16 protein-coding genes are annotated in these 14,758 nt (G+C 64.7%); 8 read left to right on the forward strand and 8 right to left on the reverse strand.

All coding sequences use genetic code 11. The features are described 5' to 3' along the window. Window positions 1-12: 12 nt before the first annotated feature. The gene (locus tag Q9K02_RS11760) at window positions 13-1,308 is read right to left on the reverse strand and encodes a heavy-metal-associated domain-containing protein (RefSeq protein WP_305933063.1); all 1,296 of its coding nucleotides are present in this window, start codon (window positions 1,306-1,308) and stop codon (window positions 13-15) included. A 69-nt stretch (window positions 1,309-1,377) separates the two neighbouring features. On the opposite strand from Q9K02_RS11760, the gene purM reads away from it, so the two are divergent. Genes purM through Q9K02_RS11780 form a run of 4 tightly spaced genes read left to right on the forward strand, consistent with a single transcriptional unit; the run spans window position 1,378 to window position 4,501 of the window. Further along, window positions 1,378-2,487, forward strand: a complete 1,110-nt coding sequence (gene purM / locus Q9K02_RS11765) for a phosphoribosylformylglycinamidine cyclo-ligase (RefSeq protein WP_305933064.1) — start codon at window positions 1,378-1,380, stop codon at window positions 2,485-2,487. Continuing rightward, window positions 2,480-3,079 carry a phosphoribosylglycinamide formyltransferase gene (gene purN, locus Q9K02_RS11770; protein ID WP_305933065.1) on the forward strand — a complete coding sequence of 200 codons (600 nt, stop codon included), beginning with the start codon at window positions 2,480-2,482 and terminating at the stop codon, window positions 3,077-3,079. Before purM ends, purN begins: the two co-directional genes overlap by 8 nt. 31 nt (window positions 3,080-3,110) lie before the next feature. Next, window positions 3,111-3,305 carry a hypothetical protein gene (locus Q9K02_RS11775; protein ID WP_278328143.1) on the forward strand — a complete coding sequence of 65 codons (195 nt, stop codon included), beginning with the start codon at window positions 3,111-3,113 and terminating at the stop codon, window positions 3,303-3,305. Next, a complete protein-coding gene (locus Q9K02_RS11780) occupies window positions 3,305-4,501 on the forward strand; it encodes a sulfotransferase family protein (protein WP_305933066.1) in 1,197 nt (398 codons plus the stop codon). The genes Q9K02_RS11775 and Q9K02_RS11780 overlap by 1 nt, the downstream gene beginning before the upstream one ends. A gap of 45 nt (window positions 4,502-4,546) precedes the next feature. Here the strand turns inward: Q9K02_RS11780 and Q9K02_RS11785 are convergent, their stop codons facing one another. The 7 genes from Q9K02_RS11785 to Q9K02_RS11815 form a co-directional block, all read right to left on the reverse strand. Further along, entirely contained in the window at window positions 4,547-4,966 is a 420-nt protein-coding gene (locus Q9K02_RS11785; protein WP_305933067.1) for a nuclear transport factor 2 family protein, read from the reverse strand. Window positions 4,967-5,049: 83 nt separating this feature from the next. Next, window positions 5,050-5,472, reverse strand: coding sequence for a nucleoside-diphosphate kinase (gene ndk / locus Q9K02_RS11790; RefSeq protein WP_278328140.1), 423 nt, complete (start codon window positions 5,470-5,472; stop codon window positions 5,050-5,052). 118 nt (window positions 5,473-5,590) lie between these two features. Then, a complete protein-coding gene (locus tag Q9K02_RS11795; RefSeq protein WP_305933068.1) occupies window positions 5,591-6,082 on the reverse strand; it encodes a hypothetical protein in 492 nt (163 codons plus the stop codon). A gap of 177 nt (window positions 6,083-6,259) precedes the next feature. Then, window positions 6,260-6,679 carry a hypothetical protein gene (locus Q9K02_RS11800; protein WP_305933069.1) on the reverse strand — a complete coding sequence of 140 codons (420 nt, stop codon included), beginning with the start codon at window positions 6,677-6,679 and terminating at the stop codon, window positions 6,260-6,262. Window positions 6,680-6,812: 133 nt separating this feature from the next. Continuing rightward, entirely contained in the window at window positions 6,813-7,259 is a 447-nt protein-coding gene (locus Q9K02_RS11805) for a DNA polymerase III subunit chi (protein WP_305933070.1), read from the reverse strand. Then, entirely contained in the window at window positions 7,256-7,423 is a 168-nt protein-coding gene (locus Q9K02_RS11810; RefSeq protein WP_305933071.1) for a DUF2256 domain-containing protein, read from the reverse strand. The genes Q9K02_RS11805 and Q9K02_RS11810 overlap by 4 nt, the downstream gene beginning before the upstream one ends. A 20-nt stretch (window positions 7,424-7,443) precedes the next feature. Further along, a complete protein-coding gene (locus tag Q9K02_RS11815) occupies window positions 7,444-8,901 on the reverse strand; it encodes a leucyl aminopeptidase (protein WP_305933072.1) in 1,458 nt (485 codons plus the stop codon). 100 nt (window positions 8,902-9,001) lie between these two features. Between Q9K02_RS11815 and Q9K02_RS11820 the strand changes: the two genes are divergently transcribed. The 4 genes from Q9K02_RS11820 (at window position 9,002) to rsmA (ending at window position 14,724) form a co-directional block, all read left to right on the forward strand. Continuing rightward, the gene (locus Q9K02_RS11820) at window positions 9,002-11,392 is read left to right on the forward strand and encodes an LPS assembly protein LptD (protein ID WP_305933073.1); all 2,391 of its coding nucleotides are present in this window, start codon (window positions 9,002-9,004) and stop codon (window positions 11,390-11,392) included. Between the two features lie 155 nt (window positions 11,393-11,547). Then, window positions 11,548-12,891, forward strand: a complete 1,344-nt coding sequence (locus Q9K02_RS11825; protein ID WP_305933074.1) for a peptidylprolyl isomerase — start codon at window positions 11,548-11,550, stop codon at window positions 12,889-12,891. Between the two features lie 5 nt (window positions 12,892-12,896). Next, on the forward strand, window positions 12,897-13,901 hold the full coding sequence (gene pdxA / locus Q9K02_RS11830) for a 4-hydroxythreonine-4-phosphate dehydrogenase PdxA (protein WP_305933075.1): 1,005 nt from the start codon (window positions 12,897-12,899) through the stop codon (window positions 13,899-13,901). After that, window positions 13,894-14,724, forward strand: a complete 831-nt coding sequence (gene rsmA / locus Q9K02_RS11835) for a 16S rRNA (adenine(1518)-N(6)/adenine(1519)-N(6))-dimethyltransferase RsmA (protein WP_305933076.1) — start codon at window positions 13,894-13,896, stop codon at window positions 14,722-14,724. Before pdxA ends, rsmA begins: the two co-directional genes overlap by 8 nt. Window positions 14,725-14,758: the final 34 nt, after the last annotated feature.

Here is a 14,758-nt window from a genome sequence, read left to right on the forward strand (position 1 = left end):
CCCCCCGCGCCCTCAGCGACTGATCGAAAGCGCGTTGCTGCCCTGCTGGACGGTGAAGCCACGGGCGCGCAGCGCATCTGCCAATTCGCCGATCGACCCGCCGAAGCTGACGGTCACGACCGTGGTGCCGCCGATGGCCGTGCTGCGCACCCCGGTGCTGCGAACGCCGTTCGCCCCGCGAATGCCGGCCAGCGCGCTGTCGAAGCTTGCCGCATCGGGCGTCGCGACCTGCACCGTGTAGAGCGCGACCGAGCCTTCCGGCGGCGGCGTGCGGATCGGCGCGGCAGTGATGGCATCGCCGCTCTCGCTGGTCGCCTCTTCGTTGCTTCCGCGCTGGGTTGCCTGTTCACGATTCGCGCGATCCTGGGCGATGAGGGCGCGGCCAAGCTCGATCAGGCGCTGGATAGCCGGATCGGAATCGGGCGACCCGAGGTTGAGCGTGGGATCTGGCCGCAGCCTTCCGTCCGCCAGTGCTCGCGTGAAAACGCTGTCGAAGCGCACCACTGCACGGTCCAGCATGGCGGGCAGCTGCTCAGGCGTCTCGGCGGTCATAGTGAAGCTGTCGAGATAAATGTTGTCCGGCCCGTATCGTGCGGTGAAAGTGCCCTCCACAGGGCCGCCGGGATAAGTGTACCGCAGTCGCGCGACCGGTGTCAGCACATCGGCGGCTCCGAACTGGTCGAGCACATTGCGCCACCAAACGCGGCTACGGCGCCCCGTCTGCCCATAGGTGACGAGCAGCGAATCGCCGCCCGATCCGACCGGTCGGACGTAGTCGATCCGGCTCGCGCCCGCCTGATATTGCGCCCACGCCCGCTGCCAGGGATTGACGCGCTCGTAGACGAGATTGGTGCCGGCCGAGACGGTCACGGGTACCAGCAGCATCGGGGCCGAGCGCGAAGCCGCCCCTTCCGCGCCGAGATAGCGCGACGCGCGCTGGCGATCGAAGATCACGCCGAGCGTCGCAATATAGCGCTTTGGCCCGAGCCGCTCGCGCTCGATCACGATGGCGGAGACGAGCGAATTGATCTGGGAGTCGGGCAGCGATGGCCCTTCGATCTTTTCCCAGGCGAGCTTGGCCGCCTCTACCCAAGCTTCCTCGCGCGCCTCTTCGCCCGTGTCGGCGCTTACGTCGACTTCGATGCCGGACACTTCGATATCGCTCGAGGCGGCGATGGCCGCGATGCCGCGCTCGCCACCGACCTGTGCCCAGGCGATCGCGCCCAGTCCGGCAAGCACGACGATGCCGGCCAGCAGCAGCAGCCAAGTGCGTCGCGACGCGGTTCGGAGGGGAATGGCGTAATCCATCGGGGAAACAGCGGGCCTTTTGCCGAAAGGAATCTGGAAATCCAAGCGCGAATGCGTAAGGCGGGTGGCATGAGCGATGAACCCGGCAAAAAAGCCACGTCCTATACCTATGAACAGGCGGGCGTCTCGATCGAGGCGGGCAATGCGCTGGTGAAAGCCATCGGCCCGTTGGTCAAGGCGACAATGCGTCCCGGTGCAGACGGCGAGATCGGCGGATTCGGCGGTTTTTTCGATCCCAAGGCTGCCGGATACAAGGATCCGCTGCTGGTCGCAGGCAACGACGGCGTCGGCACCAAACTGAAACTCGCGATCGACACCGGGCGACACGACACGGTCGGCATCGATCTTGTCGCCATGTGCGTCAACGATCTGATCGTGCAGGGCGCGGAGCCGCTGTTCTTCCTCGACTATTTCGCCACCGGCAAACTGGAGAACGGAGTCGCCGAACGCGTGATCGCGGGCATCGCCGATGGCTGCAAGCAGGCCGGCTGCGCGTTGATCGGCGGCGAGACCGCCGAGATGCCAGGCATGTATGCAGCGGGCGATTACGATCTCGCCGGCTTCTGTGTGGGCGCGGTCGAACGCGGCGAACAACTGACGGGGGAGCGTGTTGCTCCCGGCCACATATTGCTCGGACTTGCAAGTTCGGGCGTGCACTCGAATGGCTTTTCGCTGGTCCGCCGCCTTGCTGCGGACAAGGGCTGGAAGCTGGATCGCCCCGCCCTCTTCGACCGCGATCGCCTGCTGGTCGATACGCTGATCGAACCGACGCGCATCTACGTTCAGCGCCTGCTGCCACTGGCGCGAGCGGGGCTGATCGATGCCATGGCGCACATCACCGGCGGCGGCTTGCTCGAAAATATTCCACGCGTGCTGCCCTCCGGCGCCCATGCCGAGGTCGATGCCGACGGGTGGGAGCAACCGGGGCTGATGGCCTTCCTGCAGGCACAGGGTAATATCGAGCCTGCGGAGATGGCGCGCACCTTCAACTGCGGCGTCGGCATGGTGCTGGCGGTCGAACCTGCGAACGCGGAAATCGTGCGCACACGGCTTGAGAGTGCGGGTGAAACGGTTTTGCCGGTCGGCCGCATCGTCGAGGGCGCGAAAGGCTGTACCGTCCGCGGTAGCGCCGGGACCTGGGCGGCGCGCGAAGATTGGTCGGCAACGCATAATGCCTGACACGGCGGCCACGAAGGTGCCCGTCGCAGTCTTCGTGTCCGGCAAGGGCACCAATATGGCCGCGCTGCTCTACGCCAGCCGTCAGCCGGTTTGCCCTTATGAGATTTGCCTCGTCGCGTCGAACGATCCGGCGGCCGAAGCGCTGGTGCTAGCCGAGGCCGAAGGCGTCCCGACCTATGCCCTGTCGCACAAGGGGATGTCCCGCGGCGATCACGATAGCGAGATGGAAGCCGCTGCGAGAGATGCGGGTGCGGAATTGATCGTACTGGCAGGTTACATGCGCATCCTCACGCCGCAATTCGTGAAGCGTTGGAAGGGACGGATGCTCAACATCCACCCCTCGCTACTGCCGAAGTATCCCGGTCTCGACACCCACGCCCGCGCCATCGCGGCCGGCGATAGCCATGCCGGCGCCACGGTGCACCTCGTGACCGAAGATCTCGACGCGGGCGAGGCCCTCGGGAGGATCGAAGTGGCGATCTGGCCTACCGATACCCCTGAAAGGCTCGCCGATCGCGTGCGGGTCGCCGAACACCAGCTCTATCCGCGCGTCCTGGCCGATTATGTGCAGCGTATGCGAGAGCGCGCTTGATATGCCTGTGCGGACGGATAGTGTGCGCCCGATGGGTCGCTCTTTCATATTCTACGCACTGGCCGCCATCGGTCTCGTCATCGTCGCCAGCAATGCGAACGACATCGAAGGCCGACATTCCGAGGCGAGCATGACGGAGACGTTGCTTGTTGTCGGTGGCGTGCTGCTCTTCGTGCTGGTCGCGCGTATTGTCATCGCGCGCTTCAATGCGAGACGTAGCGGCTAATGACCGCCCCGCCCCGTCCGCATCCTTTCGCGCGCTCGAAGGCATCCGAGCTGGCAAGCCGGGCTTTCGCCACGATGTGGCAGCACGGGCTGACGAAGCGCCCGCCGCTGGAACCGGACTATCTGTGGAGCGTCGGCTCGGACGGTTTTTCGGCGGAGGACGAGCATTCTATCCGTAGCGCGGAAGACGTCGCCGATTTCCGGGACCGGCTGGAGGCGCTGTGCGTCGCGCTCAACGAAGAGGCGTCGCTCAATCCCCTCGGCCATACGATGGCCTATGGCCAGATCACCGCTGCCATTCGCAAGCGCCATGCCCTCGGCCGGTTCTGGAACGAGAACCCGGGCATGGCCGAGCGCGAGATCGCGCCGCCGATCCTCGTGGTCGGCCAGATGCGCAGCGGCACCACGCGGGTCCAGCGCCTGCTCGCCGCCGATCCGCGCCATTCGGGCACGCGTTTCTGCAACAGCCACGATCCTGTTCCCGCAACGCCCGACTTGCGGCCCATCAAGGCTCGCGCCGCTCTCGCCGTCGCCAGGCGTATCAATCCCTGGCTCGACACCGTCCATCCCTTCGGAGCGTTGCGGACCGATGAGGAAATCGGGTGGCTTGCAGCGGCCCTGTCACCGGCTACGTTCGAGGCTCAATGGCAAATCCCTTCTTTCGTGGCATTCAGTAGCGCGCGGGACGCAGGGCCCGTCTACCGCGAATTCGCGCGTATCCTGCGTACCGATGCCCACGTGATGCAGGAAGCCAACCGCCCTCGCGTCCTCAAGTGCCCGCAATTCGCCGAAGATCTGGGAGTGCTGCTCGCACAATTCCCGGATGCGCGTCTGGTGCTTTGCCGGCGCCCGAAGGAAGATATCCTGGAAAGCAGCGTTTCGATGACTGCCAGCCAGATGGCGTTTCAGTCCGACCACCATGACCTGCAGTGGCTCACCGCCATGTGGCAGGAGAAAATTTCGCACCGCGAGGCTGCGATGGAGCACGATCTCCGAAACTTTTCCGGTCTGCTGGCGACAATCGACTTCGCTGCACTGAACTCCGATTGGCGATCCGCGATCGGTACAGCCTACCGTGCACTCGACATCGAACTGACACCCGAGGCTGTCGGGGCAATGCGCAAAGAACGGGAAAAGTCGCATGATGACCCGCACCACGATCATGCGGAGCAGATGGCGGGTTTCAGTGCTGCTTGAGCCTATTTCCCAGGTCGGGGAGGCGAACGCTTTCTCGATCCTCGATCAGCGCAACTGCATGGCGTGGTAGCGCGTCACCGTCATCAGTTCGGGATCGCGCGTTATGTGGATTTCCGAAACGATTTCGCCGTCGAAGGTCAATCGCCAGAACGTCTGCCCGGACATTTCTTTGCTCTCGCTATCGATCGTGCCGCTAACGAAGACCTCATTATCCCTGACGGAAATATCGTCGATCCGCACCTGAGCGTGCCCCGCCGCGATCCGGAGATTGCGGTCGGCCGTCAGAAAATCATCGATACCTTCGATACGCCTACCGGCCCCATCGACTACGATGAGGTCAGGCGAGAGCAGCGGGCGCGCAGCATCCTGCTCCATAGCATTCAGCAGGTCCGAAATCCTCCGGACCGCCGCAATGCGCCGCTGCCGTCTGCTTTGCAGTCTTTTGAGGAACCCGCCGAAAACCATGACGGGCCAGCTTATCGATAAGCCGACCCGTCACAATCTATATTTGATTATCAGATGTTAAATCGGCCAGAAGGCCTTTGAAATCAGCCGACGATTTCGTCTTCGTCGAAGAAATAGTCGATTTCGATCTTCGCATTCTCGTCGCTGTCGGAACCATGGACGGAGTTGGCTTCGATGCTTTCGGCATAGGTCTTGCGGATTGTGCCATCGTCGGCATCGGCAGGGTTGGTGGCGCCCATGACATCGCGATTGCGCTTCACCGCGTCTTCGCCCTCGAGGACCTGAACGACCACCGGGCCGCTGATCATGAAGTCGACCAGTTCGCCGAAGAAGGGGCGTTCCTTGTGGACGGCGTAAAAGCCTTCGGCCTGTTCCTTCGTCATCTGGATGCGCTTCGAAGCGACGACGCGCAGGCCGGCTTCTTCCAGCATCTTGGTGACGGCACCGGTCAGATTGCGGCGCGTGGCGTCGGGCTTGATGATCGAAAAGGTGCGGGTGACCGCCATGGTGAAAATCCTTGAAACTTGAAAGGGGGGAATCGATGCGCGCCGATAGCCGCCCTTCGTCGGGTCGGCAAGCCTGCTACGATCCTCGTATTGGCAAGCGCGTCCGCCGCAGCCTTCCCTATTGCGCGATCACCAATATGCCGGTCGAACCGCTGCCGCCCGGGGAGGTCTGGAGGCTGAAGGACAGCCCACCTGGCCCTTCACCGGCGATCATCCTTTCTTCGCCGGTGCGCGCGTCGGTGTCGATCTCTACCCCGGCGCTCGTCGCCTGCTTGCGGTAGTATTCGACGAGCTCTTGCGGAGGGGCATCGGCGGCGAAAGTTACCATCACGCCGCTGCCCTGCGACCCATTGAATGTCGTGCTCGATTCCACCTCGGCCCCCGGATAGAGTGCATATCCATCGGGAAGGTCCAACTCGCCAGACGCGTCGGAGCCCACTGTGACGACTGCCTCGTTGCCCTCGGCATCGGACATCCGCACTCGATTATCGTCGCCGGTGCCGGACACCTCGTATTCGGTCGTGCCATCGGCCGAGATGACCGAAGTGGCTTCACTTTCGCTGCAGGCTGCCAGAGCGAGAATGACCACCGCCGCACAGTATTTTTTCATGTAAAAGCCCCCGAATTCCGAGCGGTTAAAACATCATACGCACACAGCGAGTCAAGCCTCGAAGTTAAAAGCGATGTCCGGAACCATCTCGCCCGATCGATAGCTGCCCCATTCGGCATTCGACAAGACAAGCGCCAAGAAATGCCTCCGGACTGGAGCTATCCCTCCAATCCGTATTCAGCGGAACGTGTCGCCCATCGACAACTGGGCCTGCGTCGCACCGTCATCGCGCTTTGCGACCAGAGAGAAGGCTTGTCCGTCCGCATTCTCGCCAGCGAGGACCTCGGTCTCGTCGCTCCGCACCCGCGGTTCGATCGTGAACCCTGCCGCCTCGGCTTCCGCGAGATAGTGATCGGCAATCTGGCGCGGCGTCGCGTCGCTGCGCATGTCGACGATGATCGAACGTCGCTCGCCCTGGTCGACACGGGTGACGTTGACCCCGCGCGCCTGCGGATAGAGAGTGAACCCCTCTGGAAGGTCTGGCGGCACCGTGCGGCCGGACCGCATCGCGGTCACGGTACCATCCTCCGCTTCGAACCGAGCCGACGTTTCGCCGGTCTCCTGATCCACATCGAAAGTCCCGCGCGGATCGACCATCGCGGTTTCTTCGTCTGTGTGGTCGGGCTCTACTTTGGAGCACGAAGAAAACAGGACTGCCGCAGTGGCCAATAAAGAAAGAGCAAACGAACGCATCGCCCAATCGACGGACGAAAGCCTGCTCTGTTCCGAATTAACGACCTTCGCGCCAGCCACCCTGCTCGGTCTGCTTGAAAATGCGGTTGTCGAACGCCTCGTCGGGATCGAGACGCCGCCATAGTTCGCGTGCGGCGTCTCGCCCTTCCGGTTCGAACAGCAGCAGGACCCGCTCGAAACCGGCAGCTTCTTCGCGCCACTCGCCATCGGCTATGATGGCTAGCTTCGCACCGTTTGTGGCCTCGCACCCGTTCGACAGCAGGATCGGCTGACGATCGGCGTGGGCCGCGTCGGCCATCCCATTGGCCAGGAATGCCGCGCCGCCCTGCTCCCACAGGGTCTTCGACAGCGCCTCGCGCTGCTCCGCCGATCCGGAAACGACCAGCAGGCGCTCGCCCGATTGCAGGACCTTGCGCGCCAGCTTCGCGACCGTCACATCGACCGGGTCGCGGCTGAGCTGATAAAAGTCCACCCGCGTGGTCATGGCTGCCCCTCACCGCCCGGCTGCGACTTGTTGCGCCTGCACCGTTCGGAACAGTGCTTCACCTCGTCCCAGTCCTTCGCCCATTTCTTGCGCCAGGCGAAATCGAGCCCGCAGGTCACGCAGGTCTTGGTCGGGAGGTCGCCCTTGCGGCGCATTTTCGCCATAGCGACCTCCCGGACCGGTCTCAGCCTTCGAGATTGTCGGCGACGAAGCGGTCGATCAGCCGCACACCGTAGCCCGTCGCACCCTTGCCCCAGGTCTGGCCCGGCTTGTCCGACCACACCATGCCCGCCACATCGACATGCGCCCAGGGCGTGTCGTTCGCGATAAAGCGCTGCAGGAACTGCGCGGCGGTGATCGAACCGGCCGCCTTGCCGCCGATGTTCTTCATGTCGGCAATGGGACTGTCGATCAGCTTGTCGTAAGCGGCGCTGATCGGCAGGCGCCAGTTCTTGTCGCCGGTGGCGATGCCGGCGTCGTAAAGCTGGCCAGCGAGTTCGTCATTATTGGAGAATACGCCTGCATATTCGTTGCCGAGCGAGATGATGATTGCGCCGGTCAGCGTGGCGAAATCGACGATGCGGCTGGGCTGGAATTCTTCCTGCGTCCAGTGCAGCGCATCGGCCAGCACCAGACGACCTTCGGCATCGGTGTTGAGCACCTCGATGGTCTGACCCGACATGGAGGTGACCACATCGCCGGGGCGCTGTGCCTTGCCGTCGGGCATGTTTTCGACGAGGCCGATCACGCCGACGAGGTTGGCCTTCGCCTTGCGCAGGACGAGTGCGAGCATCGCACCCGCGACGGCCCCGCCGCCGCCCATGTCCCACTTCATGTCTTCCATGCCCGGCCCCGGCTTGATGCTGATGCCGCCGGTGTCGAAAGTCACGCCCTTGCCGACGAAGGCTGCCGGCGCCTCGCTGCCGCCGCCGTTCCAGCGGATGGCGAGCAGTTGCGATTCGCGCTCCGACCCGAGGCCGACACCGAGTAGCGATCCCATGCCGAGCTTTTCCATCTCCGCCTCGCCGAGCACGACGATCTCGGCGCCGGTGCCCTCGAACCGTTCGCGGCAGCGCGAGACAAAGCTTTCGGGGTAGATGATGTTGGCCGGTTCGGTGACCAGCTCGCGGGTGAATTCGATACCGCTGGCAAGATGCGCGGCCTCCGCCCAGGCGGCTTCGCTGCCTTCGGGCGCGTTGATAACCGTCACGGTTTCGAGCGAAATCTTCTGCTCGTCCTTCATCCGCGTGCGATAGACATCATAGCGCCAGTTCCGCAGCCGCAGGCCGAGGAGGACGCTGGCGGCTTCATCGGCCGACAGCCCGCTGTCCGCGAGATCTAGGACGACCTCCGTCTCGCCGCTCGACTGATATTTCCCGGCGATGGCCGCGCCTGCCTTTTCGAGGTTGGCGCTGCGCGCCTCGTCGTTGCGATCACCTGCTCCGGCGAGCGCGAGGCGCAGGACCTTGCCATCCCGCTCGACGAAGCTTTCGAACAGCTGGCCTGCGCCGCCCTTGAAGCGCGCCGCGTCAGCCCCTTCGCTCATCGCTTTTTCGAGCGACGAAGGCAGCTTGCCCTTGTCCACGACTTGGGCAAGAAGGCGCGCCGTTTCCGGACGGGACTGGCTGAACTGGATGTGCATGGGCTCTCCCAAAGATGTGACTGACGGGTGCGAAGCGCATTCCGGCTCGCCCCATAGGATGGCGATTGCGATTAGGCGTGGCCGGTGCGATAGGCAAGGCATGGCCCTGCCCGCCGAGACAGCCATCGAAGCCAGCCGGCTGGCACTGCGCACGCTTGGCGTGGCGACAACGCTTGCGCTGGCGACGCCGCTCGCCGCGCAGCAGGTCGGCGACGATGTCGGATCGGTCGAAGACCCGCAGGGCGACCCCGGCGATCCGCAACCCGACGCGCCTTCCGTTTCAACGGCCGCCGAGCCTGACGAGCCGCCCAGCCTTCAGGACCCTTTCCCCGAAGTCGGTCCGCCGCCTGAGCCTACTGGCGACGATGGTCTCAACGCAGCGGGCGAACGCGAGATCGACTTCGAGTCAGACGTCCTCAGCTATGATTCGGATGCCGACCTCGTCACGGCCAGCGGCAATGTCGTGCTGCGCAGCGGCGACCGGTCGCTGCGCGCCGATTCGGTGAGCTGGAGCAGGCGCACCGGCGTTATTCTGGCAGAAGGCCGCGTGCGCTTCGTCGACGAGAACGGCAATCAGCTATTCTCTGAACGGGTCGAGCTGACCAATGAGTTCGAAGCGGGCGCTATGGAGAACCTGCTGCTCGCACTGCGCCAGGGCGGGCGGCTCGCGGCCAATCGCGGCGTGCGCGAAAGCGACGGCACTATCGCGCTGGAACAGGCGGCCTATTCCGGCTGCGATGTCGTGACATCCGAAGGCTGTCCCAAAGAACCCAGCTGGCGGATCACCGCCGAACGGGTGGTCTACGACCCCGATGAGCAGCGGGTCCGCTTTACCGGGGCTTATCTCGAACTGTTCGGCGCGCGCATCCTGCCGTTGCCGGGGCTGGCAGTGCGAACCGATGGCGGCGCAGTCTCCGGTGTGCTGGTCCCCGACCTGCGCTTTTCCGAAAGCAACGGCGTCGAGGTGTCGGGCAGCTATTATATCCGGCTCGCCGACAATAAGGATCTGACGCTAACCGGCTTCCTTTACACCGATGCCCCACCCATGATCTCGGGACAGTGGCGCCATCTTACCGAGAAGGGCGCTTACCAGATCACCGGCTATGCGACGAAAAGCCGCAGGATCTCCGATTTCACCGGCGTCGAAACGACCGGCGACAGCGATTTCCGCGGCTATGTCTTCGCCAACGGCAAGTTCCAGCTGAACCCGGAATGGAGCGTGACCGGTTCCATCCGCCGCGCCAGCGACCGCACCTTCCTGCGGCGCTACGATATCAGCCGCGACGACAGGTTGCGGTCCACGGTGAACCTCGAGCGCATCAGCGACTCCACCTATTTCTCACTCGCCGGCTGGGCCACGCAGACGCTGCGCCTGAACCAGCCGCAGGGCGAGGTGCCGGTGGCTCTGCCGGTGATGGATTTCCGCAAGCGGCTGGAGGACCCGCTGCTGGGCGGCAAGCTGGAGCTGCAGGCCAATACGCTCGCGATCATGCGCGACGTCGGTCAGGATACGCAGCGCGCCTTCGCCCGCGCGCAATGGGATATCTCCACGGTCACCGGGCTCGGCCAAGTCGTCACGCTGACCGGCATGGTGCGCGGCGACATCTACCATTCGGACGAGAACTTCCTCACCGATACGGCGCTCTATCGCGGCAATCCCGGCTGGGAGGCGCGCGGCGTCGCGCTGGGCGCGGTGGACGTGCAATGGCCGCTGGTCGGCCAGTTGTTCGGCGGAGAGCAGGTCCTGACGCCGCGGGTCCAACTGGTTGCCACGCCCCCGATCAAGAATCTCGCCATCCCGAACGAGGATGCGCGCGCGATCGATCTGGAAGATTCCAACCTCTTCGCGCTCAACCGCTTTCCCGGATACGACCGGATCGAGGACGGTGCGCGCGTTACCTACGGGTTCGATTGGCAGTTGCGAGTTCCGAATTGGGAGCTGAAATCGACCCTCGGCCAGTCTTATCGGCTGGACGAGGATGCAGACATCCTGCCCGATGGCACCGGCTTGTCAGAGCGCTTCTCCGACTTCGTGGGCCGCACCGAGGTCCGCTATCGCAACTTTGTGAAGTTCACTCACCGTTTCCGGCTGGACAAGGACAGTTTCGCCGTCCGCCGCAACGAGATCGACGCGACGGTCGGATCGCGCCGCACCTATGCCGAGCTCGGCTATGTGCGCCTCAATCGCGACATTACCGCCGTGGAAGACTTGCAGGACCGCGAGGAATTGCGCGGCGCGGTGCGCGTCGCATTTGCCAATTACTGGTCCGTCTTCGGCTCCGGCGTATTCAACCTGACGAATCGCGAGGAGGACCCGACCTTTAGCTCCGACGGGTTCGAGCCCATCCGCACCCGCCTCGGCGTCGCCTATTCCGACGACTGTCTCGAAATGGGAGTAACCTGGCGACGCGACTATGAAACCGCGGGCGACGCTCGGCGGGGCGACACCTTCCAGGTTTTCTTCAGCCTCAAGAATCTGGGTTTTCGCTAAGTCGCACCCGTTGGCAGACAGCGCCGAACAGGCTATCCGCGCTCGCAAGACGAACGGGGCAGGTGTTCTACGGCAATCAGCTTGGGTTAAGCCGCCACACGGCACGGCCCCGTCATGGACTGGTACCGCAACGGTGCCGCAATTGGGTATCACACGTGAGCGCAAACCGCATTTCCAAGTTTCTTTCCCTTGCCGCAGTGGCAGGTCTGGCGCTGTCGCCGATTTCCGTGTCGGCGCAGGCAACGGCGGAAACGGCCAATCCCCTCGGTCTGCCGACCGATTTGAGCATTCTCGGCAATTCCGATCCGAACGTCCGCAAGGCGACGGCGGTGGTGAATGGCTTCGTGATCACCGGCACCGATGTCGACCAGCGCGCTGCGCTGCTGGTCGCAGCGAACGAGCGTGAAATCAGCCCCGAAGAACTCGAGCGCGTTAAGATGCAGGTGCTGCGCAACCTCATCGACGAAACGCTGCAGATCCAGGCGGCCGAAACGCAGGAAATCACGATCCCGCAGGCCGAGATCGACCAGAGCTATGCGCGTGTCGCTGCCCAGAACTTCGGGCAGGACGAAAGCGCGATGGGCGAATATCTGCGGAGCATCGGCTCCTCGCCGCAGTCGCTCAAGCGCCAGATTCACGGAGAGCTTGCATGGAGCCGTTTGCTGCGGCGCAACTTCGCACCCTTCGTGAACGTCTCGGCCGACGAGGTGAACGACCTTATCCAGCGGCTCGAGGCCAATCGCGGGACCGATGAATATCGCCTTGGCGAAATCTTCCTGCAGGCAACGCCCGAAACCGCGCCGCAGGTGCAGGGCAATGCCCAGCAGATCGTCGAGCAGCTCCGCCAGGGCGGCAGCTTCGTCGCCTATGCCCGCCAGTTCTCGCAAGCCTCGACCGCGGCGGTCGGCGGCGACCTCGGCTGGATCGCCCTGCCCCAGCTGAAGAACCCGCAGCTCGAGACCGTGGTCGGCGAAATGAGCCCGGGCCAGCTGGTCGGCCCGCTGGAGATTCCCGGCGGCTACTGGATCGGCCTGCTGATCGACAAGCGGCAGGTGTTGACGGCCGACCCGCGTGACGCTGTCCTTTCGCTGAAGCAGATCGCGCTCGATTTCACCGGCGTGCCGGAAGCAGAGCGCACACCCCGGCTCGAAAGCTTCCTGGCCGGCGTGCAGCAGCTGCGCGGATGCGGCGATGCCGAAGCCGGAGCGTCTGCCCTCGGTGCGACCGTGGTCACCAATGACGAGATCGCCGCGCGTGCCCTGCCCGAACAGCTTCAGCAGCTCGTGCTGAACTTGCAGCTCGGCCAGGTCACGCCGCCCTTCGGGTCTTTCGAGGAAGGTGTGCGCGTGCTGATGCTGTGTGGCCGCGACGATCCGCAGGCCGCCAGCGGCCCGGACTTCGATACGCTGATGGGTCAGCTCGAAGAAGAGCGCATCCAGCGCCGTGCGCAGCGCTACCTGCGCGACCTGCGCAACGACGCCTATATCGAGTACAACTGACACCGATGACTGCCCCGCTCGCCGTATCGATTGGCGATCCGGCGGGGATCGGGCCGGAGATCATCGCGGAAAGCTGGGCGCGGCGCCGGGAATACGGCCTCGCGCCCTTTTTCGTGGTCGGCGGAGGGGGTGTGCTGAAAGCGGCGGCGAAAGCCCGCGGTCTTTCGGTTCCGGTAGAGCCGATCGCCAGCCCTGCCGAAGCCGAGACGGTTTTCAGTGATGCGCTCCCTGTGCTCGGACAGGAAGACAGCGCGTATGCGCCCGGACAACCCGAGCCGAGCGGCGCAGCCCTCGCCTTGCACTCGCTGGCCGAGGCGACGCGTTGCGCGCTGCTGGAATCAGCATCGGCCCTAGTGACCGCTCCCATCGCGAAAGCGCAGTTGGCACAGGTCGGCTTCGAATATCCGGGCCAGACCGAATTTCTCGCCGATGTCTGCGGCCTCGAGCAGGAGGACGCGGTGATGATGCTCGCCGGGCCGAGCCTGCGCGCCGTGCCCCTTACGGTCCATTGCGCGCTGTCCGAAGTGCCAGGCCGGCTTTCGCAAGACCTGATCGAGCACCGCGCGCGCATCGTGTCCCGCGCATTGCGGCGCGACTTCGGGATCGACGCGCCGCGCCTCGCCGTTTGCGGGCTCAATCCGCATGCGGGCGAAGGCGGCAGGTTTGGGGACGAGGAAGCCCGCATCATCACGCCTGCGATCGAGGCATTGCAGGCCGAGGGGCTCGCCGTCACCGGCCCGCACCCCGCAGATGCACTGTTCACGCCCCGCGCGCGGCAGACTTACGACGCAGCGCTGGCGATGTATCACGACCAGGCGCTCGTCCCGCTGAAGGCGCTCGATTTCGACGAAGGTGTGAACGTGACGCTCGGCCTGCCCATTGTGCGCACCAGCCCCGATCACGGCACTGCCTTCGACATCGCGGGCAAAGGCGTGGCCGATCCCGGCGCGATGATCGCCGCGCTCAGGATGGCAGGCGAGATGGCGGCGCGGCGGGCCAGCCATGGCTGACCTCCCTCCCTTGCGTGACGTCATCGCGCGCCATGGCCTCAGCGCATCGAAAGCCCTGGGGCAAAACTTCCTGTTCGACGAACAATTGCTCGACCGCATCGCCGCGATCCCCGGAGACCTCGCAGGCAAGCAGGTGCTCGAAGTAGGCCCCGGCCCCGGCGGCCTCACGCGCGCACTGCTGCGTGCCGGCGCGCGCGTTACCGCGATCGAGATGGACACGCGCTGCCTCCCTGCGCTCGCCGAACTGGGCGAGGCCTTTCCCGGCCAGCTCACCGTCGTGCAAGGCGATGCGCTCAGGATCGACCATGCCGAGCTGATGGGCGGCGAGCCTTTCGCCGTGCTGTCCAACCTGCCCTATAATGTCGGCACCGCGCTGTTCGTGCGCTGGCTGGGCGGCGAAGCATGGCCGCCGCTATGGACCAGCCTGACGCTGATGTTTCAGCAGGAGGTCGCACAGCGCATCGTCGCGCAGCCGGGCGGATCGGTCTATGGCCGGCTGGCGGTCCTCGCCCAGTGGCGTAGCGTCGCGAAACTGGCGATGAAGGTCCACCGCAGCGCCTTCACCCCGCCCCCCAAGGTGATGAGCGCCATCGTCCATGTCGAGCCCGCCGCCATGCCCGAGGGCGTCAGCGCCCGCCTGCTCGAACGCCTCACCGAAGCCGCCTTCGGCCAGCGTCGCAAGATGCTGCGCCAGAGCCTCAAGGGCGTGCCCGGCGCGGTCGAGGGGCTGGAGAGCCTCGGCATCGACCCGCAAAGGCGCGCGGAGACGGTGACGGTCGAGGAGTTTGTGATGCTGGCGCGGGTCTTGGGGAATGGCGGCTAACGACCCGATTGCGGACCGTGAGCTAGTGCCTAGC

It is taken from the genome of Qipengyuania profundimaris, from assembly GCF_030717945.1.
Lineage (GTDB): Bacteria > Pseudomonadota > Alphaproteobacteria > Sphingomonadales > Sphingomonadaceae > Qipengyuania > Qipengyuania profundimaris.